The sequence below is a fragment of the Micromonospora sp. WMMD1076 genome (genome assembly GCF_029581475.1).
In the GTDB taxonomy this organism is placed as follows: domain Bacteria; phylum Actinomycetota; class Actinomycetes; order Mycobacteriales; family Micromonosporaceae; genus Micromonospora; species Micromonospora aurantiaca.
In genome coordinates, this window is record NZ_CP120862.1 from 202,570 (window position 1) to 223,700 (window position 21,131).

Below are 21,131 nucleotides of genomic sequence, written 5' to 3' on the forward strand. Positions count from 1 at the left end.
GCCTCCAGTCTCCCCCGCACTGGCCGTACCGCACCGGCTCAGGAGAGCAGCGCCTCCAGCCGCCGGTTCACCGCCGCGAGCGTGGCCCGCACGACCGCCTGCCGGGGATCCCCGGCCACCAGCGCCGAACCGGCCAACTGCTCCACCCAGCCGTCGCAGACCAGCAGCACCACCACTGTGGCGACCTCGCAGTTGCCGAACGGCACCACTGCGGCGTGCTCCACGAAGCACCGGCCCCGCTCGCCGGCCGGGACGACCCGGCCGAGCAGCTCGTCCACCGCGGCGGCCGCGGCCACCGCGCAGAGCCGCAGCACGTACCCGTCGACGGCCGGGCCGGTCGCGTGCCCCTCGGCCGTCCGGTCGCCGGCGACCAGGCGCACCTCGGTGGTGGCGTCCAGGCCGAACGTGCTCACCAGGACGTGCTCGATCACCACCCGCGGTCCCGGCACGCCGCCGGTGTCCAGCGGTCGCGACGGCGCGGTCTCCGTCGTGGTCATCTGCCCACCGGAGTACGACGTACCGAGCGTGACCGGGCTGCCGGTGGACATGCCGGTCGGCGCGGCGGCCAGCGACGTCTCGTCCACAGCGGCCCGGCCCCGGTGGGTGGCCTGCCGGCGGCGGCGCGGCGGCTCGTCGCCGTCGCCGGGTGCCTCGGCCGGGCGCGTGGCGCGGTCCGCACCGAACCGCGCGTCGCCGGAGCGGTTCGCGGCCGGACGTGCCACGCCGGTACGCGCCGGCATCTCGTCGCCGCCCGTCTCCTCACCGTTACGGGCCTCGCCCGGCTCGGACTGCGGGGCACGGGCGTCGACCGGTGCCGGCTGCGTCCCGGGTGCTCGTGTCTCGCCCGCGCGCGTCTCACCGGAGCGGTCCAGCCGGGCCGACCGGCGGCGCAGCGGGGCCGGGGGCGGTACGGCGGGCGCGCCGGGCAGGTTCTGCGGGGCGGCGGCCAGACCCATCCGCTCCTGGAGCAGCCGGGCCACCATGCGGCTGACCTCGGCCGGATCCGCGCCGTCGGCCAGGTCGAGGCGGAGGCTGTGCGCGCCGGCCGGGGTACGGCGCAGCGCGGCGTCGCGTACGCCCGCCACCTCCCGGACCGCGTCGAGGATCGCGTTGACGTCGAAGCCCTCCGGCCGCTCCCGCAGTGGCGCGGGTTCGTCGTCGCGGCGCAGGTGGGTGGCGATGCGGGCGAGTTCGGGGGTCTCGGCGGACGGTTCCACTGCCGGTGGCTCCGGCACGACGGGCACGTCCGGTTCCGAGGGGACGCGCTGCGGCAGCACGGGGGGCGGTTCCTCCGGTCGGGGCTCGGCGACCGCGTCGGCGGCCGGCACCGGTTCCGGTGCGGACCGGCGGGCCGCGTAGGGAGGGGCGCTCGTCGGGTGGGGCGCGGGTGTGGGGTCGAATCGTGGCGTGCCGCTCGTGGCGGGAACGCCTGAGGTCGGCGGGGCGGCGGCAGTCGCCAGGGCGGGCGGCGCCGGGGCGAATCCACCGGCCGGGGCGCCGGCCACCGGCGGCGCACCGGGCGCGGGCGGGGCACTCGTCGGCGGCGGGCCCGGGGGCGTGATCAGCGGCGCGACCGGCATCGGCGGCCCGGCCCAGGAGGGCCGGTCGTAGCCGTGCGGTGGTTCGGCCTCGCCCCGGGCCAGCCGGAACGGCCGGTTCGCCTCGGGCGTCGGCTCCGGCGCGGCCGGCGGCTCGTACCGGCGCGCCGGCTCGGGCCCGGCACCCGGCTCGTACGGCCGGGACACCTCGGACTCGGCGGGCGGCGGGTACTGCCGCGCCGCCTCCGGTCCCGGGGCCGGTTCGGCGCGCAGCGGCTCGTACGGCCGTACCGGCTCGGGCCGGGGTGGCTCGTAGGCGGCGGGCGGCTCGACGCGGGTGGGCTCGTACGGCCGCACCGGCTCGGGCGCCCACTCGGCCGCGCGGTCCTCGCGGACGGTGCGGTGGGCGGCGTTGTCGTCCTCCCACTCCCGGCGCTCGGCGGCGGGCTCCTCGGCCAGGCGGGCCGGCGGCTCGTCAGTGCCTCGGACCGGCGGCTCCTCGGCCCGGCGGGGCGGTGTCTCGTCGGGCCGGGCCCACGGCGGGGCCCAGCCGTCACCCCAGCTCGGGCGGTTCCAGGACGGCCCGGACCAGTCCGGTTCGGCGGCCCTCGGGTCGTCGGCCGCCGGAGTCTCGGCCACGGCCCGCGGCTCGGCGCCGGCCGCCCGGCCCTCGGGCGGGTGGACCTCGCCCGGTGCGTGCTCCGGCCGGCTCGCGGCCGGGGGCGGAGTGACCGGGCGGTCGGCCCAGCCGCGGGACAGCGACGGGGTGGATTCGGTGTTCGGCGCGTGGAAGCCCGGCGGCACCTCGAACCCGGAGGCGGCGGCGCCGACCGGCGGGACCTGGAGCGCCGGCGGCGCGGAGGTCGGCCCGCTCTCGGCCCAGCGCGGGGGCCGGGCGGCCGGGTCGTCGGCGGCGTGCCGGGAACCGGCGGGCTCCCCCGGGTCGGTCGGCTGCTCGATCGTCGGCGCCGGGCGCGGGGCCGGTACGGCCAGCCGTTCGCCGTCGGTGGGCCGGGGCGGCTCGTCCGTGGGCGGGGCACTGACCGGCGCCTGGCGGGTCACTGGCGACTCCTCCCCGGCGTGGTGCACGCCGTTGACATGGCGGCCGTTGACGCGGCCCGGTTCCGGCGCGGAGTGGCCGGGCAGCGGGGCCGGCAGGTCGCCGTGCCGGGGCGAGGAGGCGGCCCAGCCGCCGAGGTCGCCGTAGGGCCAGCCGCCGGGCGCCGGAGCGCCGCGGGACCAGCCGTTCGGCGGGGGCGCCCAACCGCCGCCGGTACGGGCCGGGTCGTCCTGCTGGCCCGTCCCGTCGCCGTGCTCTCCCGGGGTGGCGGCTCCGGGTTGCCCTGTTTCACTCACCGCGCGCTCCTTGGTCGCCCCCGCTGAGGCTACCGTGTGGTGGCCTCGGTCACCGAGCCCCCGTTTGGCCGGTTCCTCAACCGACCGCCAGCAAGCAGCCACCCGTAGTCGCAACCGGTCCGCTCGGCGATCAGCGCCGCCGTCTCGACGATCCGCTGCGGCGTCCGGCCGTCCCGCTCCCAGGACCGCCACGACTCGACCGGCAGACCGCAGGCGATAGCTGCTTCCTTCACGTTGCCCCACCCCATGCGCTGCCGCACCAGGGCGAGGCGGGCTCCGAAGGTGCCGTCGTCAGGCACCCACCCGCGCTCATCGTGCTTCTCCGGCGTTCCCGTCATAGGCACAGGCTACGGGGATTAACACACGTAGGCCAGTGTCAATCTCATTAACTCGTGCTTGACACAACCTCTGCCGGTCCCTACGGTCTTGTGTATGACACAAGCCCCGGCGGCAAGCACGAGCCTCAACGGGGTCGAGCTGCCCGACAACTGGAAGCCCGACACATCCGCCTTCGGCGCGCGGCTGGCCCTGCTGCGCTGGCAACTTAACTTCAACATGAAGGAGGCCGCGCTGGTCTGCGGCTTCCCCGCCCAGTCCTGGCGGACCTGGGAGCTGGACGGCACCAGCCCGCGCGACATCGTTGCGGTCGCCCGCCAGATCGCCGACCGCACCCGCTGCGACTACCTCTGGCTCCTGCTCGGCGAGCAGGGCAAGGAAGCGCTCCTGCTCGGTGACTCGGGAAACGCCGCGTGACCGCTCTGCTGGCCGCCGTTCCGGGCCCGTCCGGTCCCGCCGACAACCGTCCGCCGGCGCGACCCACCAACCCGCCAGCCCCGAAGCTGCCCGCTGCCGGCCACGTCTGCTGGCCCTGCGTGTGCGGCAAGCACTTCTGGTGCGAGGGCGGCCGCTGCACGTGCTGCGGCTCCGCCAGCGCGCACAAGGAAAGGGCCACGCCGCGCCAACGGTCGTGACCCCGGAATCCCGTACCCGCACCAACCCGCAGAGGAAGGAACTGGTCGAGATGACCAACGTACAGCCCGCGCCCGAGGTGGCGCAGCTCCCGGCGCGTCTGCCGGACCTGCCGGGCTGCGGCGCCGCCGCGGCGAAGCGTTTCGAGATCTACCGGTCCGGTCACGGCCGCACCTTCGCCAAGCTGGCCGGCGCGATCAACGTGTGCCCCGTCGACGCCGACGCCGTCGCCCCGGCTCTCGGTGACGGCTTCCTGATCTTCCCGCTGAACGACGACGTCAGCGGGCGGCCGTGCGGCAGTGGCGTGGACTTCACCGGCGACCGGCCGGAGCCGCTCGCCGCGCGGTGCCGCGCCGCGTACCCGGACTACGGCCGGGTGCACGACATCGGCCAGGCGCACACCGAGGCCCTGGCCATCGAGACGCCGACGGTGGCGCAGCTGCCGCACGTCGAGCGTGCTCTGGCCGATGCCGCCGGGCAGGACGCCGTGGTCCGGATCGCCCGCGCCGGGATCCTGCGGGCCGTGTCCCGCGAGCGCTACGCCGTGGACCAGGCCGCGTTGCCCGCGCCGGAGACGGTGACGGTCCACGGCGGGAATCGGGTGTCGCTGCTGTTCGACGCGGCCGCCGAGGTGATCGCGTGGGCGGAGCGGCACGGCAACGCCGGCGACGTCCGGGAGACGCACCAGGTCGACCCGGAGGGCCGCCGGTGGCACTTCACCGAGGCCCGGATCGTGTGGCGCGGTTTCAACGTGACGCTGGCCGCCGTCGAGCGCACCTCGGCGGTGGCGGCATGACGGCGCAGGAGCGTCCGACGTTCCGCGTCGGCGACGTGGTCGAGGTGACGATCCGCCGGGCGGTGGTCACCGCTGCGCCGGCGGCCGGGTGGATGCAGGTCCGGGTCGGCGACATCGTGCACGCCCTGCCCTACCCGGCTGGTGACCAGCCGGTGGCGGTCAACCGGCTGGCGCCGGCGGAGTGGCCGCCGGAGGCCGGCGACCTGTGGCGTGACCGCGACGGTGGTCTGTGGTTCGGCGTGGTGAAGGCCGCCCGGTACGGCGACAACGGCGGCATCGTCCAGAGCGCCCGCCTGGTGATGTCGCCCGCGCGGGAGACGCGGCAGATCTACCGCGAGCAGTCCAGCAGCCCGGAGGACCTGCTGGCCTTCTACGGCCCGCTGGGCCTGGTCCACCGGGAGCCGCGGCCCGACGACTCGGACGGCGACGAGTGATGGCCGCCGAGATCCTGGCGGGCATCGCCACGGGCATCCGCGAGGCGGCCGGCGAGGTCGCCGGCCTGGCCCTGGTCGTCGCCGTGGTCGCCGCGCTCGCGTGGTACGGCCGGCGGCAGGAGGTCCGGCGTCTCGACGAGCGCCGCGCCCGGGCGGAGGCCCGCCGTCGGCCGCCGGCGCTGGACCCGGCCGAGCTGCCCGACGCGGTGGACCCGTGGCCGGACGCCGACGACGACAACGAGGTGGCCCGGCTCGACCGGTGGGACGTGCTGCTGCCGGCGGGTGTGTGGTGACCGCCGCGGTGACCGCGCCGCCGCGGGTGCCCGGGCAGCCGGGCCCGCCGGCGGCGGAGCAGACCCCCGACGGCACGTGGCACCTGGTCACGGCGGCGCAGGCCGGCGACCGGGACGCGTACGGGCAGCTCTACGCCCGATACCGCGACGTGGTCTACCGGTTCGTGTACTTCCGCACCAGCGGCAACCGGCAGCTCGCCGAGGACCTCACGTCCGAGACGTTCATCCGTGCGCTGCGCCGGATCGAGACCGTGACCTGGCAGGGCCGTGACATCGGCGCCTGGTTCATCACGATCGCCCGGAACCTGGTCGCGGACCACTTCAAGTCCGGCCGCTACCGGCTGGAGTACACCACCGCCGACGTGCACGACCCGCAGTCCGGCATGGACCGCACCGACCGCACCCCGGCCGGTGATCCGGCCGGCGCCACCGTCGACTACCTGGTCAGCGTCGAGCTGCTCACCGCCGTCAAGCAGCTGACCCCCGAGCAGCAGGACGTGATCATCGCGCGGTTCATCCACGGCCTCTCCGTCATCGAGACCGCCGCCGCGGTCAACAAGAACGAGGGCGCCGTCAAGGCCATCCAGTACCGGGCCTGCCGCACCCTCGCGCGGCTGCTGCCCCCCAGCATCCGGGAGACCTCGTGACCACCGACCCGACCACCGCCGCCGTGACCATCGTCGCCGTCCTGGCCGCCGGCCTGACCTTCGGCGCGGTCCTGGCCGGCCTCGCCGCCCGTAGCCGCCAGCTCGACGACAGCGACCGGCACGCCCGCGCGTTCCGGGCGCTGCTCGCCCTGGCCGAGGCGACCGTCGACCCGGTCCACCGGGCCCGGCTGATGCGCGGTGCCGCCGACATCTGGGACAACCTGCTCCCCGACGGCATCGCCCTGGAGGTGACGGCCCCACCGCCGCTCACCCCGGCGTACGCGCACCGGCTGCTCGACGCGTACGCCACCGGCGACCCGATCGACTTCTCGGGCTGCTGGGTGCCCCCGGACATCCAGGGCCGCGTCCGGGCGATCGTCGCCGGCGCCAGCGAGGCCACCGCCCGGATCCCTCAGCCCGCCGGCACCACCCGGGCGGCCAGGCCGAGGACCAGCGATGGGTGAGTCCAAGAACTGCTCCGAGTGCGGGCGCCGGCTCCGCACGGCGGCCAGCCGCGTCCGCGGTATCGGCCCGGTGTGCGAGGTGAAGGTCCGCCCGGCGCAGCCCGCGCCGGCCACGCTGCCCGGCTTGTCCGGGCAGCGCGGCCCGGCCGGCCAGGACGGCCCGGACCTGCTCGACACCGGCGACGACCAGGACGGCGCACGGTGACCGGGAAGCGCACGCCCGCACCTCGGCCCTGCCCGACGTGGGATCCGGACCCGGAGCTGGGAACCGACTGGTACGGCAAGGAGACCTGCCGTACCTGCCACCGCCCGGGCACGGCGGACGACGCGGCACACCGCCCGCCGCCGCCCCCGCCCGTCCCGCAGACCCGGATCTCGCCCGCGCTCGCCGCGGCCGCGCAGGCCCGCGACGCCGCGATCCTCGGCGAGCACGACCCGGAGGAGTACCGGTGACCGACGAAACCAAGACCCCGGTCGACCCGGCCCGCGTCCACGCGGTCCTCGCCGTGATGGCCTGGCCCGACGACAGCAAGCAGCGGCGCGAAGCCTTCCCGGGGCCGCGCTTCTACTGGGAGCTGGCCGAGGAGATCATCCGGGCGGCCGACGCGGCCAGCTCGGAGAAGCACATCATCGAGATCCGGCCCGACGGCTGGACCATCCAGCACCCGCTGTCGTGCCGGCCGAACCTGTTCGACTGCCCGGTGAACCGCGCGGGCGAGGCCGAGATGGCCTCGCTCAAGTGCCCGCCGGCGCCGCCCGGCCGATACGAGTGCTTCGTCAACGACCTCGGCGACCGGTTCCTGCTCGGCGACCGCGTCGACCAGGAGGATGCCCGGTGAGCCGATACGCCGAGCGGACCGAGGTCCCCAGCGACCGGTCCCGCGCCGAGATCGAACGCACGCTGCGCCGGTACGGCGCGACGCAGTTCGCGTACGGCTGGGACCGCAACAACGCGACGATCATGTTCGAGATCGCCGAGCGGTGCGTGCTGTTCCGCCTGCCGCTGCCCGACCGCAACGCGGCCGAGTTCACCATGACCAAGCGGCCCGGCGTCGCCCGCACGGAGTCGGCCGCCGAGAACCTCTACGAGCAGGCCGTCCGGCAGCGCTGGCGCGCGCTGGCGCTGGTCATCAAGGCCAAGCTCGAAGCCACCGCGGTCGGCATCACGACGATCGAGCAGGAGTTCCTGGCGCACATCGTGCTGCCCGGCGGCCGGACCGTCGGCGAGCACACCGCCCCGGCCATCGCCGCGGCGTACGCGGGCGGCCGGGTGCCTGCGCTGCTGCCGGGCGGTGACGTCCGATGACCCACCGCCTGAGCGACGACGAGTGGCGCGCGGCGGCGGCGAGCCGGCCCGGCTACGCCACCTATCCCGACTACCGGCCGGGCAAGCCGGAGCGCCTCGGCGAGCTGCCGTCGCTGCTGCCGCCCCCGCCGGCGTGCTCGCACGGCTACGTGACGCACGTCAGCCGCGGCGGCGCGACGGTGCACCCGGACGGCGTGCAGTGCCGCAACCCGAGGCCCTGGCGCAGCACCATCACCGAGCCCACCGCGGAGCACCCCGCGCCGGTCGCCCTGCCCCAGGTCCAGCCCTCCGGCGGGGCGCTCGACGCCAGGCCGCCGACGGTGGACACCGAGCCGCCGCCGGCGACCCTGGCCGCGCTGCCGCCCACCCGGGTGTTCGACTTCCAGCCGCACCGGCTCGCCCACCGCCGGTGGTGGCAGCCCCGCTGGCACTGGTGCGTCATCGCCGCGGACAACGGCGTGCACCACGGCTACGCGTGGACCGAGGCCGGCGCCCGCCGCCGTACCGCCCGGAGGGCAGCGCGGTGACCGTCGACGAGCTGACCGAGCGGTCCACCGAGCCTGCCGCCCGCGAGCGCGCGGAGCGGATCCGCGGCGGGATCCACAACTACCTGGAGACCCTCGCGGAGATCGCCCTCGCGTGGGAGCGCCGGGACTGGCAGGTCCTCGGGTACGCCGACTGGCAGGCGTACGTCGACGGCGAGTTCGGCGCCGAGCGGCTGCGGCTACCGGTCGAGCACCGGCAGCGCGCCGTCGCCGAGCTGCGCCTGGCGGGCATGGCCCAGCGGGCGATCGGCGCGGTGCTCGGCGTCGACCAGTCGACCGTGCAGCGGGACCTGGCCCGAGGTGATGCATCTGCATCACCTGCCGTGGTGCGCGGCGCGGACGGCAAGGCGTACGCGCCGACCCGGCCGGCACCTGCCGCGCCGTGGCCGGCGGGCGGGCCGGAGCCGGGAGACCGGGTGTGGGTCGCGACCGCCCGCAAGGGCATCGCGGCGCACGCGCTCCAGTCGTCGATGCTCACCCGGTGCAGCCGGGCGACCCGGACCGGGCTGACCATGACCGCGCGTCAGGCCGTCGAGCGGTGGGAAGCGACCTGGTGCCGCGCCTGCTGGCCGGCCGAGGAGACCACCCGTTTCGCGGCGGGTGAACCGGTCCACGCGGGGCCGGCCGACGAGGCCCACGACCCCCGGGCCTCGCGGGAAGCCGGGGCGGAGCGTCGCGACTCCGCCCCGGCAAGCGCCACCAAGACGGCCGCCGGCGACGGACATCCGCCGGCGGATGGAGCGGCTGAGACCGACGGCGATAACAGGAGCGTCGCCGTCACCGAGTCCGCTCCAGCTCCCGCCCCGTCGTCGACTTCCCTCGACGGCGGGGCGGGGGTAACCCCCGACGAGCACGGCCTGACTCTGGCCGACGTCGCGAGGCTGCGGGCCGTCTTCGAATGGGCGCGGGCTGGGCTGGCACGGCATCCGCGCAACGCTGCCGGTCGGGGCAAGCCAGCAACGCTCGGCATGGAGTACGCGCCGGGCGAACTGACCCCGCCCGTGCACCCGTACGCGGCACGGCGCGGCCAGGTGGCGCACGTGGAGGTCTGCTGGAAGGCCGGCCTGATCGACGTCGTCTACCGCTCGGACCGCTACGAGCTGGACAGCCTGGAGTTCTGCCCGGCCACCGTCGCTCAGGGCGTCGACCTGTTGTGCGCCTGGGGGGTGCTGCCGGCCCGCTTCTCCCAGCAGTACGCCGCCGGCGTCCAGGCCGGCCTGCGCCGCGGCGCGGCGATCGACGGCGAACTGGTCGATGAGCGATGACGGCGCCGCTGCTCGCCCGGCCCGGTGTGTGGCTGGTGGCCAGCGCCGCGCTGGGCCGGCCGGTCGCCGCCGGCGAGAATCCGCACATCTGCGGGACCACGGTGTGGGAGACCGCGTCGGGCCAGCCGTACCGCTACGCCAAGCGCGACTGCCCGGCGTGCCCGCAGACCGCCTCGACGGGCGGCCGGACGTGACCCGCGATGAGCTGCTCGCCGAGCTGGTGGTGGAGCGGTACGGGCCGCGTCCGCTGCCGCCGGTCGTCCCGGAGCCGCTCGTCCGGCCCGGCGTCGACCTGGCCACCCCGCCGTCCCCGCCGCGCCGTCGCGGGCACCTGGTGGTGCTCGATGGCGGCATCACCATCGCCGCCGCCTGACTCACCATGAACGGAGACATCCTGATGGAGATCGCCCTGGACACCGACCAGGTGCAGCTGCTCGTGGCCGTCGAGCAGCGCCGCGTCCACATGGACCCCCGCTACACCCGGCCGGACTTCGAGCGTGACCCCGGCCCGCCCGTCGCCCTGAAGCGGGCCACGCAGCGCCTCCAGCCGCTCAAGCGCATGCACCTGGTCGAGCTGGTCGACGAAACCGAGGCAGACCGGTACGGCGTGCGCCTCTACAAGCTGACCGAGCGTGGCCAGCAGGTCCTGACCCAGGTCCGCGACATGGAGGCCACCGCCCGCGCCGAGGCCGGCGCCTAATGGCCCCCACCGCGCCGACCATCACCAGCCGTACCCAGTACGAGGTCCTGCGGCTGTTCGCCCAGGGCAAGACCGAGCAGGCGATCGCCGACTACACCACGCTGAACCTCAGCGCGGTCCGCCGGACGATCAACGAGATGGCCGCCGGGGACCGGGAGCTGGCCACCACCGCGGTGGCCGCGTACGAGCACCGCGCGTCGGCCGTGGCCGCCGCCCGAGGCACGCCGCCACCAGCTCCGCCGCCCGGCCCGGCCGCCCGGCCCTCGCCGGGCCCGGCCGCGCCGGCGTCGCCGCCGGTGGACACACTCGCGCAGCTGCTGCACGCCGCCGCCGCGTCCCCGTCCCGCCGCGTCCAGGCCCTCGGCGAGAAGCTCCGCGCGCTCGCCGGGGAAGTGCGCGACGCCCTGGAGCGGGAGCGGCAGGCCGCCGAGGCGCAGCGCCGCGTCGATGAGCTGGCCGCGCAGCTGGAGGAGGCCCGCGAGGCGCTGCGCACGGCGACCGGCCGACCGGCCCGCCCGGCCACACCGACGGCCGTCGCCCAGGGCCCGGCCACCGAGGTGACGCCGAAGACGGTCCGCGAGTGGGCGCGCAAGAACGGCGTGGAGGTGCCGGCCCTCGGCCGGATCCCCCGCACCGTGATGGACGCCTACCTGGCCGCCCACCCGACCACCGAACCCGCCAAGGAGCAGTAGATGGGCATCAAGCTGAAGGCGTCCCTGCCGAAGTGGGAGCAGTCGGGCCTGGCCCTGATCCGCGACCAGCTGCTGGAGTTCCCGGAGGGCCAGCACGTCGCCATCGTGGTGCTCGACTGCGTGAGCATCAAGCACGACGTGGTCGACGGCGACCTGGAGGCCACCCCCACGGTGCGGCTGCTGCGCATCGAGCCGGAGACCGACCCCGACGAGGCCGCCCGGCTGCTCGCGCACGCAAAGCGGCTGACCGACAAGCGGATCCCGCCGCCGACGAAGCCGGACCCGATCCCGGGCCTGGACCTGCGCGACGGCGCCGGCGTCCACCTGAGCGCGGTCGGTGGTGGCCAGCGTGGTTGACGTCAACTCGCACCTGAACCTGTCGGCCACGGGCACCGGCGAAGACGCCGTGGTGGTCGGCGACCTGAACCTGTCGATGCTGGTCCACCGACTGCTGCTGACGGCGGAGGTGGGCGAGCCGCCTCGGCTGGTGCTGGAGCTGTCGCCGCGGGCGTACGTGGTCGACGCGGAGGGCAGCGTGGTGGGCGTATCCCCGGCCGGGCACGCCGCGCTGGTCGCCCTCGGCTGGCAGCCGCCCTTCACACCCGGCCAGGTCGGCCGGTGCGGCCACGTGTCGCCGGCGCTGATCCGTCCCGCCCCGCCCACGCACTGCGCGCTGCCGGCCGGGCACGCCGGCTGGCACCGCGACGACGACGGAGCCGTGTGGGGCACGAGTGTCAACGGTGCCAGCCTCGACGGCCTGCTCGCCAACGTCAGCCGCAGTCTCGCCACCGCCGTCGACGACGCCGAACGAGCCGAGGCGATCGAGATGCTCCTGGACGGCTGGTACGCGGCCTGGCCGGACAGCGCGGTGACGAGCCCGAGCTTCCCGCTGGCAGCCCAGCTGGTGCGCCTGCTTCGCCCGGTCTCCAGCACAATCGCCGTGTCCGGCCGGTTCGCCCGCGCTGCCGGTGCCGCGCATGGCCAAAACGACGGCCGGGACTGGGTGCGGCTGCGCACCGGCTCCGGCCGCCAGCACGAAGGCCATCGCAGCCAGTCGTGCCCGGGCGACGGGGTCATCGGCCACCAGCACGACGTCCGCTGTGTCGACCCGGAGGCCAGGCGTGGCTGAGATTGTCGTATTCGAGCAGCGCAGGGTTACCCGGACCTGCTCGCAGGCGCGGGGAGACAGCGAGCCGGACGTCGTGGATGAGACGACGGTCGTGGTGCGCAGCATCCACGGCTGCGACGCCAGCGTCATCCGCGACTTCGCGAGGGCCCTCGACGTCGCTGGCGCTCCCGGTACCGCGCGGATCGAGCACCAGACCAGCGGCGGCCATCTGGTGCGCCTGACGGCGCAATGGACCGAGCGCCCCGAACCTCCGGAGCCGCTGGACATGGCTGCGGAGCCTCCGGACCCACCGGATCCGCCTGTGTAGCGGCGCGACTCTGCCGCTGCTGCCCCTGCTCAACCCTCGGCGCGGTCCACCGGCTCGGTGGCCCGCGCCGAGGCACATCGGGAGATCAATTGACCAAGATCACTGGCCGGGTGGGCTGATGCCCTGGGCGAAGTTCTCCGACACCAGCGCGAGTCACCCCGTGGTGCTCGCGCCGGCGGCGCTCACCGACTGGCAGCCGGCCCGGCTGACCCAGACGGACCTGGTCAACCTGCTCTTCGGGTTCTTCGGCCGCCTGGCCGTCCAGTCGGCCGGCTACACCACGGACTACATCGTCAAGGCCGGCACCGTCGCCAGCGCCGGCGGCGACAACTGGCAGCACTGGGTGACCCTCGCCGTGCAGGTCGGCTACCTCACCCCCATCCCCCCGATCGACGGCCAGGCCGCCTGGCGCCTGATCGACGACTCCACCCACCTCGCTCACATCCGACTCAAGGACGAACTGGACTGGGAGCGGCAGCGTCGCGCCGACAACGGCAACCCCGTGCTCACCGTCCCCGTACGGCTGCGCGACGGCGACGCGTGCCGGTACTGCGGCGTGGTCATCAACTGGGGCGACCAGAAAGGCGGCCGCGGCGCCACCTACGACCACCGCAACCCCGGCAAGCAGGCAACCAGCCCGGACGACCTCCGAGTGGCTTGCCGCGCCTGCAACGCCCGGCGCAAGGACCACCCGGACGCCGACGACTGGTGTCCACCCCGCCCGGCCCCGGCCGAGCCCTACTACTCCGCCCGCACCGTCACCTGGCTGGCCGAACACGGCCACCAGGTCCGCCGCGGCCGGACCCCGCGACCCGCCACCCAGACGGACCCCGCGCCCACTACCCCGCGACCCGCCCGCCAGGCGGACCCCGCGCCCCGCGACCCGGCACCCAGCCGAACCCCGCGCCCCGCACCACCGAGCACCGACCGCGACCCGGCACCCCGCCGGACCCCGCGCCCCGCGACCCCGCCGCCAGCGGGATCCCGCACCCCGCGACCCGGCCGCCGGCCGGATACCGCACCCCGCGACCCCGCCGCCGGCGGGACCACGCGCAGCAAGATCAAAAATGATGATCAACACGGATTGGCCAATCCGTCCAATCGCCTGACTGCGGGATCTGGATCCCCGGGACGGGAAGGGCACGGGACGGGAGCCCACGCTCCTAGCCCTGCCACTCCCCACCGCAACAGGCGACGCAGAGGACGCAGAGGCCGGCCACCAGCACCCAAGGACCAGCATGGCTAAACCCACCCACCAGGACCAGACCACACCACGCCCGAGGGGACAGGCGATGGTGGGCGCTCGCCGCCGCGTGGTGTGCCCGGAGACGGGCGTCGTGCACATGCTGCACGCCGCGTGGGCCGATCGCGTCGTCTCGATGCACGGCGGGATGCTGTGACCCGCCACCTGGTCGTCGCCGAGATCGCCGGCTACGCCCACGAGCTGGCCGACACCTACCGCACCCAGACGCCCGCCTACACCCGCACCCGGGGCGGCCGGATCAAGCTCACCGGCGTGCACTCCACCGAGCAGGACGGCCTGCTCGTCCAGCTCGCCGAGGCGGCCGCGTACGGCGTCACCTCACCCGACGACGTCCACGGCGCCCGCCCGGTCCCGCAGTCCCGGCCGCCCGGCACCTGGGAGGCCCTGGCCCTGCACGCCACGATCAGCACCGACGCGGGCCGGTGGACGGCCAACCTGGAGCTGGGCCACCGCGACACCGTCCAGGCGACCGTCCGGCAGCTCGCCGCGGCGGCCGCCGAGCCTCGCGTCCTGGACGACACCGTGGCGGCCGCGCTCGCCGGGGCGATGCGACGGTGGCACGTCCGGGCGCAGGCCCTCATCGGGTGGATCACCGAGCCGTACCGGCCGCGGGCGACGTGCCCGGTGCTGACGTGCGGCCGGCGGGACACCCTGCGCGTCAACGTCGCCCGCCGGGCGGCGTACTGCGCCGGCTGCCTGTCGATCTGGGACGACAGCGACGGCAGCATCCGCGTCCTCGCGCAGCACATCGAGGCGCAGACCAACAGCCGGGCCGTCCAGGCCGAACGGGTCCGGTCCGGGCGCGCCGGCCGAGGCGGCGCGTGGTCGGTGCGGGAGGGCGAATGACCACCCAGCAGCTCGCGCTCGACGTCTTCGCCGCCGCGCGCATCCTCGGCGTACGCCACACCCTCAGTCCGGGGCAGCACCAGCGCGGCTGGATCACTCTGCCGCGCTACCTCGCTGACTTCACGCCGCCCGGCACGGTCATCCCCGCCTGGCTGTGCTGCATCTGCGGCGGCGTCGAGATCAACAGCTACGGCGTCGAGCGCAGCCACGGCTGCTGCGACCCGAGCACCGTCAACATGCCCTGCGAGCGCCGCGACCGCTGGCCCGGCTGGGCGCTCGACTTCGACCCGCACTGGACGCTCCACCATCCCGAGCGGCGATGACCCGCCCGGCCTGGCTCCGCGAGCCGCTTGCGCAAATGTCCGATTCCGGTGCATGATCGCGGTGCAGGATTCTGCCTGCGTCACGGACTTGCCCGAGCGCCTCGCCCATGCGGGGCGCTCGGTTGCGTCCGGGAAGGCCCGGGGTGAGCCAGCACAGCGAGGACAGCCGGGCGTACCGCAGGCTGCGGGAGCAGTTCCTGGAGAACCACCCGGTGTGCTGGATCTGCCGGCACGGTGGGGCCAACCAGATCGACCACAAGATCCCACGCTCGAAGCGGCGTGGTCGGTTGGAGACGTGGAACTGGCGGCCGTCGCACGGCCCGCCTGGTTGCCCGGTCTGTGGCCAGTGCTGCAACCAGGTGCGTGGCACCAAGGACATCGAGCCGAGCGCATGGGTCACCTCGCCTGACTGGTGAGCAGTGATCGGCCACGCATGGCGTTTGCGCAGGTCAGAGCGTTGCGGTCCGGGTTTTTTAGGTGGCGGGTGCCTGTCGACCCCGCGCCCAGGCGACCTTTTTATCTCTCCCGGGATTGGGGGGACGCCCGAATGGAGCACCAGGAACCACCGGTGAGCGAGCCGATCAGCGCCGGGATCACCGCCGAAATCGTTGCTGCTCGGCGGGTCCAGGGCACCACCCGCGAGGAGGTCGCGGCCGCGGCCCGGGCCGCCGGAGCACCGGCGTCGTTCACCGCGCCGGCGTACCGCAACGTCGAGACCGGGAAGCGGGCGCCGAGCGTCGACGAGTTGGTCTGGCTGGCGGCGGCTCTCGAGGTGCCGGTCCGGCAGCTGCTCGGCGAGCACCGCGGCCTGTTCGGAGCGGACGTGGCCACGCCGCCGTCGTGCGGCCCGGTCGAGTCGGCCACCCGGGAGGCGGTGCGCCAGCTCGGCGACCTGGACGGCCGGGAACACCCTCTCGCCGAGGCGTCCTATGCCCTGGCGCGCAAGCTGGACGAGGACGCAGGCATGGCCACCGCCGCGGTCTCCAAGGAGCTGCGGGCGGCGCTCGCGGACATCTGGGAGGGCCGGGTTGCGGACGACGACGAAGACGAAGACCTCGGCCCGTCCTGACCGCTTCGAGCCCTACCCGGTGCTGCTGCGACCGGGGATGTCGCGGGAGGAGATCTGGGCGGCGTACGGGCTGACCTGCCCGCCCCGGGTCGGTACCGTCCGCGATCCGTCTCGGAAGACGTACGGCACGGCGGTGGCGCGGATCTCGGCGCAGCTGGGCATGCCGATGATGCCGTGGCAGCGCTACAGCGTCGACGTCGCCCTGGAGGTCGACCCGGACACGCAGGCGCTGGCCTACCGGGACGTGACGTTGCTGGTGCCGCGCCAGTCCGGCAAGACCTCGATCACGCTCGGCGTGAAGACGCACCGGGCGCTGGCGTTCCCGCGCGAGGCCCGCCGGCACGCGCCGCAGCAGGTCGGCCGGCAGCGGATCCTGTACGCGGCGCAGAAACGCCAGGATGCGCGGGACAAGCTGATCGACGATCACCTGCCGGTGCTGCTGAAGTCGCCGCTGGCGGCGCGGTTCCGGGCCCGGTTGCGGGGCGGGTCGGAAGCGCTGATCTGGGACACCGGCGCGATTGACGGGATCACGGCGAACACCGAGGACGCCGCGCACGGCAAGACCTTGGATCTGGGGTTCGAGGACGAGTTCTTCCACGCTGAGGACGCCCGGCTGGAGCAGGCGTTCTCGCCGGCGATGCTGACCCGGTGGTCGCCGCAGCACTGGCGGACGTCGACCGAGGGCACCGAGAAGAGCACGTACCTGGCGGCCAAGGTCGACCTGGGGCGGGAGATCGCCGAGTCCGGGCAGCGATCCACGATCTGCTACCTGGAATGGTCGGAGCTGACCGGCCCCTACGACGACCCGGCGACGTGGCTGCGGTGCATGCCGGCGCTGTGCCCGCTGGAGAGCGGCCCGTGCACGTGCGGCGTCGACGAGCAGGGCCGGCAGCGGTGGCGGCACACCGTGCGGCTGGACACCATCCAGGCGGAGAAGGAGAAGGCCACCACCGTGGCCGACTTCGAGCGGGCGTACCTCAACCGGCGGCGCGGCTCGAAACCGCCGCCCGACCCGAACGTGCCGCCCGTGCAGCGGTGGAACGAGCTGGTCGACGTCCACCAGGCCCCGGGCAGCGTGGTGGCGTTCGGGATCGCCTGCGACTGGCAGGGTACGCAGGCGGCGATCGTCGCGGCCTGGCCGGGCGACGGCAAGCCTGTGAACGGTGGCCCGCCGGTGAAGCACCACCTGCGGGTAATCGAGTACAAGCCGGGCATCGACTGGTTGGCCGGGCGGTGTGCCCAGCTGGACGAGCGGTGGGATCCGGTCGCGTGGGGCGTGGACCTCGGCGGCGGCCCGACGAAGCAGCTGAAGCAGCCGCTGAAGGACGAGGGGATCGAGTTGCCCACCGGTGACCCGGTGCGCGGCGACATCGCTTCTCCGCTGGTCAGCGACACCGCCGCGTACACCGCGACGCTGCTCACCGAGGTCCGCGAGGGCACGGTGCGCCATGAGGGCCAGGACGCGCTCACCGATTCGTACAAGGTGGCTCGGACCAAGCCGTCCGGCGACGTGTGGCTGCTGGACCGCAAGACCAGCGGCAACGTGATCTGCCTCCAGGCGGCGATCGCCGCGCTGTTCGCGCTGGAGACCCGCAAGCACCTCGCCGTGGACGACGACTACGACGTGGCGGATTCGTTCCTGTGGCCGGAGGGGAGACCTGATGCATGAGGTAGCGACTCTCCTGATGGGCGTGCTCGGGCTGCTCGCCGTAGCGGCCGGCGCCGGCGTGGCCGCCGCCGAGCTGGTCGGCGCAGGCCTCGGCGGTGTGGTCGGCGGGGTGGTGCTGATCGGCGGGGCCGAGCTGGCGCAGTGGTGGCGCGACCGCGGGGCGGTCCGGCCGTGAGCCTGTTCCGCCGGGCGCAGCCGCTCTCCGGATCGAACCCGATCCCGCCGCCTGGCGCGCGGCCGCTGACCGGGTCGGTGCGGGTGACGAACGAGACCGCTATGCGGCACTCGGCAGTTTGGGCGGCCCTGCGACTGCGCGCCAACCTGATCAGCACCATGCCGGTCGACGTCTACCGGCCCATCAACGGCGTGCGGGTGTCGGTGGCGACGCCGCCGGTGCTGCGCTCGCCGGGCGGCGACCGGGTGGACATTCAGGAGTGGCTGTACTCGACGCAGGTCGACCTGGACCGCAGCGGGAACTGCTTCGGGGTGATCACCGAGAAGAACGCGCTCGGGCTGCCGGCGCGCATCGACCTGGTGCAGCTCGGCGAGGTATCGGTGAGCAGCGTCAACGGTGAGTTGTCCTACCGATTCGGTGGCACCACGTACAAGCCCGAGGACGTGTGGCACGAGAAGCAGTACACGATCGCCGGCCTGGACGTCGGCCTGTCGCCGGTGGCATTCGCCGCCTGGTCGATCGGCTCGTACCTGTCCGCGCAGGACTTCGCGCTCGGGTGGTTCGGCAACGCGGCGATCCCGGCCGCCGAGCTGGTCAACACCGAGAAGACGCTCAACCAGCGTGAGGCGCAGGTCGCGAAGACCGGCTACGAGGCGGCCGTCCGCTCGGGCGGGCTGTTCGTCCACGGCAAGGACTGGGAACTGAAGCCGATGCAGGCCGTCGACTCCCAGACCCAGTTCCTGGAGACCATGCAGTACGGCATCCCCGACATCGCCCGGTTCTTCGACTGCCCGGCCGACCTGATCGACGGCGCGGTATCCGGCCAGGCGGTCACCTACGCCAACATCAGCCAGCGCAACCTCCAGCTGCTCATCATGCACCTGGGGCCGCCGATCATGCGGCGGGAGAAAGCCCTGACCCGGCTCGTGCCCGGCAACCGGTACGTGAAGCTGAACCGGGCGGCGCTGCTGGCGATGGACCCGGCCACCCAGGCGACCACCATCCATCAGCGCCTGGCGGACAAGACGCTGACCAACCCGGAGGCCCGGGCGCTGTACGACGCTCCGCCGCTGACGGATGAGGACATGGCGCTGTTCGATCGGCTGTACGGGGCCGCACGCACCACACCCACGGAGGCGAAAGCATGATCGGCACCGACCCGCGCGCCCGCCGCGCCGACGCTGCCCGCGCCCGATCCCAGGGTGTCCGCCAGCGTGCCGACCGCCCGTCGCAGCGGCGCAGTGCCGAGCACGCCGGCGCCCGTGCGGTGGCCCGGGCCGCGCTGATCGACCCGCAGGTCCGCGCCGCCGGCGACGGCGGCGTGCTCGAGTTCACCGGCCACGCCTCGGTGACCGAGCAGGCGTACGAGATGTGGGACTGGTACGGGCCGTACATGGAGGTGGTCAGCGCCGGCGCGTTCGACACCACCCTGGCCCGCGCCGACCTGGACGTGCCGCTGGTGCTCGGTCACGACCAGCTGCGCCGCATCGCCCGCACCACTAACGGCACCCTGGACCTGTCGGTCGACGACCAAGGGCTGGTCGTGGCCGCGCGGCTGGACCCGGACGACGCCGACGTGGCCTACATCGCGCCGAAGCTGCGCGCGAAGCTGATCGACGAGATGTCGTTCGCGTTCCGGATCGAGGCCGGTACCTGGTCGCCGGACTACACGGAGTACCGCATCGACCGGGTCGACATCCACCGCGGCGACGTCGCGATCGTCGGCTACGGCGCGAACCCGTACACCGACAGTGGCCTGCGCGCTGGGGAGCCCGGCAACGCCCGGGCCCGCGCGCTGCTGGCGCTGTCTCTGGCCCGCTGAGGCCGCTCCCTGTCCGTCCCGCCCGGCCTGACCGGCGCGGGCGTCCTGCCGTGCTCTGCGCGCACGAGCCCACACCGGCGCTCCACGCCTCGGGTGGCCGTCTGACCTGGACCACGGGCGTCAACCCTGTTCCCCACCACGAAAGGACGACCGAGCCATGACGCTCGAAGAGATGATCGCCGCCGCGCGGGAGGCGCTGCGGGCCGCGATCGCCACCCGGGCCACCGCGCAGGAGCAGCTGATGGCGCTGCGCAACGACCCGAACCTGACCGAGGAGATGGTCACCGAGCGGACCCGCGTCCGCGACGAGGCCGACGCCGCGATCGACACCGCCCGCGCCGACCTGGAGCGCCTGGAGGCGGAGCAGGCCCGCGAGGCCGAGGTCGCCGACCTGACCTCCCGCACCTCGCCGGCGGCGCCCCGTCCGACCGGCGGCGCCCGCGTCACCTCCGAGCCGGAGGTGTACCGCAAGGGCGGCCAGACCTCCTACTTCCGTGACCTGGCCCGCGCGCAGCTGTCCGGGAAGCCGGACGCGATCGAGCGGCTGGCCCGCAACGACCGGGCGATGGCCGACAGCACGGAGTACCGGGCCCTGACGACCACCGACGGCGCGGGCGGCGACTTCGTGCCGCCGCTGTGGATGGTGCAGGACTTCATCGAGCTGGCCCGCGCCGGCCGGGTCGTCGCCGACCAGGTCCGCTCGCAGCCGCTGCCGGGCGGCACGGACACGATCAGCCTGCCGCGGCTGGCCACCGGCACCGCCGTGGCGGAACAGGCCACGCAGAACACCAACGTGCAGTCGACCGACGCCACCACCAACTCGGTGTCGGCGGCGGTGACCACGATCGCCGGCGAGCAGGTGGTGGCGCAGCAGCTGCTGGACCAGTCGCCGGTGAACATGGACGAGGTCCTGCTCGGCGACCTCGCCGCGGACTACGCCATCAAGGCCGACGTCTTCGTGATCAACAACAACGCCACCAACAAGGTGGGTCTGCTCAACGTCTCCGGCGTCAACGGGGTGACCTACACCGACGCCAGCCCGACGCCGGGAGAGCTGTACGCGAAGGTGGCCGACGCCATCCAGCAGATCCACACGGGCCGGCTGATGCCGGGCGACAAGATCTTCATGCACCCGCGCCGGTGGGCGTGGTTCCTCGGCGCGCTCGACGGGCAGGGCCGTCCGCTGATCACCCCGGACGCCACGAACTCGATCGCTCAGGCGGGCGGCGTGGTCTCGCAGGGCCGCGTCGGCGTGCTCCAGGGCCTGCCGGTGTTCGTCGACCCGAACATCCCGACGAACCTCGGCGCGGGCACCAACGAGGACCGGATCATCATCGCCCGGTCCTCCGACGTGATCTTCTACGAGGGCGCGGCGAACGCGGAGACGTTCCGGGAGACGCTGGCCCGGCAGCTGTCCGTGGTGCTGCGCTTCTACCGCTACGCCGCGCTGCACGCCTCCCGGTATCCGAAGGCGATCAGCGTCATCTCCGGCACCGGCCTGGCCGCGCCGACCTTCTGAGCC

The 21,131-nt window shown here is 74.4% G+C and carries 31 protein-coding genes; 29 read left to right on the top strand and 2 right to left on the bottom strand.

Annotated elements, in window-relative coordinates:
- Positions 1 to 38: 38 nt before the first annotated feature.
- On the bottom strand, positions 39 to 2,894 hold the full coding sequence (locus O7622_RS01050) for a hypothetical protein (RefSeq protein WP_282311410.1): 2,856 nt from the start codon (positions 2,892 to 2,894) through the stop codon (positions 39 to 41).
- A gap of 29 nt (positions 2,895 to 2,923) precedes the next feature.
- Positions 2,924 to 3,232, bottom strand: a complete 309-nt coding sequence (locus tag O7622_RS01055) for a helix-turn-helix transcriptional regulator (protein ID WP_282311411.1) — start codon at positions 3,230 to 3,232, stop codon at positions 2,924 to 2,926.
- Positions 3,233 to 3,326: 94 nt separating this feature from the next.
- On the opposite strand from O7622_RS01055, the gene O7622_RS01060 reads away from it, so the two are divergent.
- The 29 genes from O7622_RS01060 (at position 3,327) to O7622_RS01200 (ending at position 21,128) form a co-directional block, all read left to right on the top strand.
- Positions 3,327 to 3,647, top strand: a complete 321-nt coding sequence (locus O7622_RS01060; protein ID WP_282311412.1) for a hypothetical protein — start codon at positions 3,327 to 3,329, stop codon at positions 3,645 to 3,647.
- 268 nt (positions 3,648 to 3,915) lie between these two features.
- Positions 3,916 to 4,659 (top strand): hypothetical protein, encoded by a 744-nt coding sequence (locus O7622_RS01065; RefSeq protein WP_282311413.1) that lies wholly within the window; start codon positions 3,916 to 3,918, stop codon positions 4,657 to 4,659.
- Positions 4,656 to 5,093 (top strand): hypothetical protein, encoded by a 438-nt coding sequence (locus tag O7622_RS01070; RefSeq protein WP_282311415.1) that lies wholly within the window; start codon positions 4,656 to 4,658, stop codon positions 5,091 to 5,093. Before O7622_RS01065 ends, O7622_RS01070 begins: the two co-directional genes overlap by 4 nt.
- A 100-nt stretch (positions 5,094 to 5,193) precedes the next feature.
- Entirely contained in the window at positions 5,194 to 6,033 is an 840-nt protein-coding gene (locus O7622_RS01075; protein ID WP_282311416.1) for a sigma-70 family RNA polymerase sigma factor, read from the top strand.
- Positions 6,030 to 6,497 carry a hypothetical protein gene (locus O7622_RS01080; RefSeq protein ID WP_282311417.1) on the top strand — a complete coding sequence of 156 codons (468 nt, stop codon included), beginning with the start codon at positions 6,030 to 6,032 and terminating at the stop codon, positions 6,495 to 6,497. Before O7622_RS01075 ends, O7622_RS01080 begins: the two co-directional genes overlap by 4 nt.
- Positions 6,490 to 6,702: a DUF6011 domain-containing protein gene (locus O7622_RS01085; protein ID WP_282311418.1), complete on the top strand. Its 213-nt coding sequence runs from the start codon at positions 6,490 to 6,492 to the stop codon at positions 6,700 to 6,702. Before O7622_RS01080 ends, O7622_RS01085 begins: the two co-directional genes overlap by 8 nt.
- On the top strand, positions 6,699 to 6,950 hold the full coding sequence (locus O7622_RS01090; protein ID WP_282311419.1) for a hypothetical protein: 252 nt from the start codon (positions 6,699 to 6,701) through the stop codon (positions 6,948 to 6,950). The genes O7622_RS01085 and O7622_RS01090 overlap by 4 nt, the downstream gene beginning before the upstream one ends.
- Positions 6,947 to 7,336, top strand: coding sequence for a DUF6085 family protein (locus tag O7622_RS01095; RefSeq protein WP_282311420.1), 390 nt, complete (start codon positions 6,947 to 6,949; stop codon positions 7,334 to 7,336). The genes O7622_RS01090 and O7622_RS01095 overlap by 4 nt, the downstream gene beginning before the upstream one ends.
- Complete coding sequence (locus O7622_RS01100) at positions 7,333 to 7,803, top strand: hypothetical protein (RefSeq protein ID WP_282311421.1); 471 nt, start codon at positions 7,333 to 7,335, stop codon at positions 7,801 to 7,803. Before O7622_RS01095 ends, O7622_RS01100 begins: the two co-directional genes overlap by 4 nt.
- The gene (locus O7622_RS01105; protein WP_282311422.1) at positions 7,800 to 8,330 is read left to right on the top strand and encodes a hypothetical protein; all 531 of its coding nucleotides are present in this window, start codon (positions 7,800 to 7,802) and stop codon (positions 8,328 to 8,330) included. Before O7622_RS01100 ends, O7622_RS01105 begins: the two co-directional genes overlap by 4 nt.
- Entirely contained in the window at positions 8,279 to 9,613 is a 1,335-nt protein-coding gene (locus O7622_RS01110; RefSeq protein WP_282311424.1) for a helix-turn-helix domain-containing protein, read from the top strand. The genes O7622_RS01105 and O7622_RS01110 overlap by 52 nt, the downstream gene beginning before the upstream one ends.
- On the top strand, positions 9,610 to 9,807 hold the full coding sequence (locus O7622_RS01115; protein ID WP_282311425.1) for a hypothetical protein: 198 nt from the start codon (positions 9,610 to 9,612) through the stop codon (positions 9,805 to 9,807). The genes O7622_RS01110 and O7622_RS01115 overlap by 4 nt, the downstream gene beginning before the upstream one ends.
- Positions 9,771 to 9,986 carry a hypothetical protein gene (locus O7622_RS01120; RefSeq protein WP_282311426.1) on the top strand — a complete coding sequence of 72 codons (216 nt, stop codon included), beginning with the start codon at positions 9,771 to 9,773 and terminating at the stop codon, positions 9,984 to 9,986. The genes O7622_RS01115 and O7622_RS01120 overlap by 37 nt, the downstream gene beginning before the upstream one ends.
- 6 nt (positions 9,987 to 9,992) lie before the next feature.
- Positions 9,993 to 10,313, top strand: a complete 321-nt coding sequence (locus O7622_RS01125) for a hypothetical protein (protein ID WP_282311428.1) — start codon at positions 9,993 to 9,995, stop codon at positions 10,311 to 10,313.
- On the top strand, positions 10,313 to 11,005 hold the full coding sequence (locus O7622_RS01130; protein WP_282311429.1) for a histone-like nucleoid-structuring protein Lsr2: 693 nt from the start codon (positions 10,313 to 10,315) through the stop codon (positions 11,003 to 11,005). Before O7622_RS01125 ends, O7622_RS01130 begins: the two co-directional genes overlap by 1 nt.
- The gene (locus O7622_RS01135) at positions 11,006 to 11,362 is read left to right on the top strand and encodes a hypothetical protein (RefSeq protein WP_282311430.1); all 357 of its coding nucleotides are present in this window, start codon (positions 11,006 to 11,008) and stop codon (positions 11,360 to 11,362) included.
- A complete protein-coding gene (locus tag O7622_RS01140; RefSeq protein WP_282311431.1) occupies positions 11,355 to 12,134 on the top strand; it encodes a hypothetical protein in 780 nt (259 codons plus the stop codon). The genes O7622_RS01135 and O7622_RS01140 overlap by 8 nt, the downstream gene beginning before the upstream one ends.
- Entirely contained in the window at positions 12,127 to 12,441 is a 315-nt protein-coding gene (locus O7622_RS01145; protein ID WP_282311433.1) for a hypothetical protein, read from the top strand. The genes O7622_RS01140 and O7622_RS01145 overlap by 8 nt, the downstream gene beginning before the upstream one ends.
- Before the next feature lie 118 nt (positions 12,442 to 12,559).
- The gene (locus O7622_RS01150; RefSeq protein WP_282311434.1) at positions 12,560 to 13,687 is read left to right on the top strand and encodes a hypothetical protein; all 1,128 of its coding nucleotides are present in this window, start codon (positions 12,560 to 12,562) and stop codon (positions 13,685 to 13,687) included.
- The gene (locus O7622_RS01155) at positions 13,680 to 13,841 is read left to right on the top strand and encodes a hypothetical protein (protein ID WP_282311435.1); all 162 of its coding nucleotides are present in this window, start codon (positions 13,680 to 13,682) and stop codon (positions 13,839 to 13,841) included. The genes O7622_RS01150 and O7622_RS01155 overlap by 8 nt, the downstream gene beginning before the upstream one ends.
- A complete protein-coding gene (locus tag O7622_RS01160) occupies positions 13,838 to 14,551 on the top strand; it encodes a hypothetical protein (protein ID WP_282311437.1) in 714 nt (237 codons plus the stop codon). The genes O7622_RS01155 and O7622_RS01160 overlap by 4 nt, the downstream gene beginning before the upstream one ends.
- Entirely contained in the window at positions 14,548 to 14,874 is a 327-nt protein-coding gene (locus O7622_RS01165; protein WP_282311438.1) for a hypothetical protein, read from the top strand. Before O7622_RS01160 ends, O7622_RS01165 begins: the two co-directional genes overlap by 4 nt.
- 143 nt (positions 14,875 to 15,017) lie before the next feature.
- Positions 15,018 to 15,290 carry a hypothetical protein gene (locus tag O7622_RS01170; RefSeq protein ID WP_282311439.1) on the top strand — a complete coding sequence of 91 codons (273 nt, stop codon included), beginning with the start codon at positions 15,018 to 15,020 and terminating at the stop codon, positions 15,288 to 15,290.
- Positions 15,291 to 15,442: 152 nt separating this feature from the next.
- The gene (locus O7622_RS01175; RefSeq protein ID WP_282311440.1) at positions 15,443 to 15,943 is read left to right on the top strand and encodes a helix-turn-helix domain-containing protein; all 501 of its coding nucleotides are present in this window, start codon (positions 15,443 to 15,445) and stop codon (positions 15,941 to 15,943) included.
- A complete protein-coding gene (locus O7622_RS01180) occupies positions 15,903 to 17,612 on the top strand; it encodes a terminase family protein (protein WP_282311441.1) in 1,710 nt (569 codons plus the stop codon). The genes O7622_RS01175 and O7622_RS01180 overlap by 41 nt, the downstream gene beginning before the upstream one ends.
- Positions 17,605 to 17,787: a hypothetical protein gene (locus O7622_RS01185; protein WP_282311442.1), complete on the top strand. Its 183-nt coding sequence runs from the start codon at positions 17,605 to 17,607 to the stop codon at positions 17,785 to 17,787. Before O7622_RS01180 ends, O7622_RS01185 begins: the two co-directional genes overlap by 8 nt.
- Positions 17,784 to 18,935 carry a phage portal protein gene (locus O7622_RS01190; protein ID WP_282311444.1) on the top strand — a complete coding sequence of 384 codons (1,152 nt, stop codon included), beginning with the start codon at positions 17,784 to 17,786 and terminating at the stop codon, positions 18,933 to 18,935. The genes O7622_RS01185 and O7622_RS01190 overlap by 4 nt, the downstream gene beginning before the upstream one ends.
- A complete protein-coding gene (locus O7622_RS01195; protein ID WP_282311446.1) occupies positions 18,932 to 19,609 on the top strand; it encodes an HK97 family phage prohead protease in 678 nt (225 codons plus the stop codon). Before O7622_RS01190 ends, O7622_RS01195 begins: the two co-directional genes overlap by 4 nt.
- A 157-nt stretch (positions 19,610 to 19,766) precedes the next feature.
- Entirely contained in the window at positions 19,767 to 21,128 is a 1,362-nt protein-coding gene (locus O7622_RS01200) for a phage major capsid protein (RefSeq protein ID WP_282311447.1), read from the top strand.
- The last annotated feature ends 3 nt before the right edge of the window (positions 21,129 to 21,131 follow it).

Excerpts from the sequence above, each read along its gene's own strand:
- O7622_RS01055 (WP_282311411.1), bottom strand. The coding sequence starts at position 3,232 with ATGACGGGAACGCCGGAGAAGCACGATGAGCGCGGGTGGGTGCCTGAC.
- O7622_RS01060 (WP_282311412.1), top strand. The coding sequence starts at position 3,327 with ATGACACAAGCCCCGGCGGCAAGCACGAGCCTCAACGGGGTCGAGCTG.
- O7622_RS01065 (WP_282311413.1), top strand. The coding sequence starts at position 3,916 with ATGACCAACGTACAGCCCGCGCCCGAGGTGGCGCAGCTCCCGGCGCGT.
- O7622_RS01070 (WP_282311415.1), top strand. The coding sequence starts at position 4,656 with ATGACGGCGCAGGAGCGTCCGACGTTCCGCGTCGGCGACGTGGTCGAG.
- O7622_RS01085 (WP_282311418.1), top strand. The coding sequence starts at position 6,490 with ATGGGTGAGTCCAAGAACTGCTCCGAGTGCGGGCGCCGGCTCCGCACG.
- O7622_RS01105 (WP_282311422.1), top strand. The coding sequence starts at position 7,800 with ATGACCCACCGCCTGAGCGACGACGAGTGGCGCGCGGCGGCGGCGAGC.
- O7622_RS01115 (WP_282311425.1), top strand. The coding sequence starts at position 9,610 with ATGACGGCGCCGCTGCTCGCCCGGCCCGGTGTGTGGCTGGTGGCCAGC.
- O7622_RS01125 (WP_282311428.1), top strand. The coding sequence starts at position 9,993 with ATGAACGGAGACATCCTGATGGAGATCGCCCTGGACACCGACCAGGTG.
- O7622_RS01130 (WP_282311429.1), top strand. The coding sequence starts at position 10,313 with ATGGCCCCCACCGCGCCGACCATCACCAGCCGTACCCAGTACGAGGTC.
- O7622_RS01135 (WP_282311430.1), top strand. The coding sequence starts at position 11,006 with ATGGGCATCAAGCTGAAGGCGTCCCTGCCGAAGTGGGAGCAGTCGGGC.
- O7622_RS01150 (WP_282311434.1), top strand. The coding sequence starts at position 12,560 with ATGCCCTGGGCGAAGTTCTCCGACACCAGCGCGAGTCACCCCGTGGTG.
- O7622_RS01155 (WP_282311435.1), top strand. The coding sequence starts at position 13,680 with ATGGCTAAACCCACCCACCAGGACCAGACCACACCACGCCCGAGGGGA.
- O7622_RS01165 (WP_282311438.1), top strand. The coding sequence starts at position 14,548 with ATGACCACCCAGCAGCTCGCGCTCGACGTCTTCGCCGCCGCGCGCATC.
- O7622_RS01185 (WP_282311442.1), top strand. The coding sequence starts at position 17,605 with ATGCATGAGGTAGCGACTCTCCTGATGGGCGTGCTCGGGCTGCTCGCC.
- O7622_RS01195 (WP_282311446.1), top strand. The coding sequence starts at position 18,932 with ATGATCGGCACCGACCCGCGCGCCCGCCGCGCCGACGCTGCCCGCGCC.
- O7622_RS01200 (WP_282311447.1), top strand. The coding sequence starts at position 19,767 with ATGACGCTCGAAGAGATGATCGCCGCCGCGCGGGAGGCGCTGCGGGCC.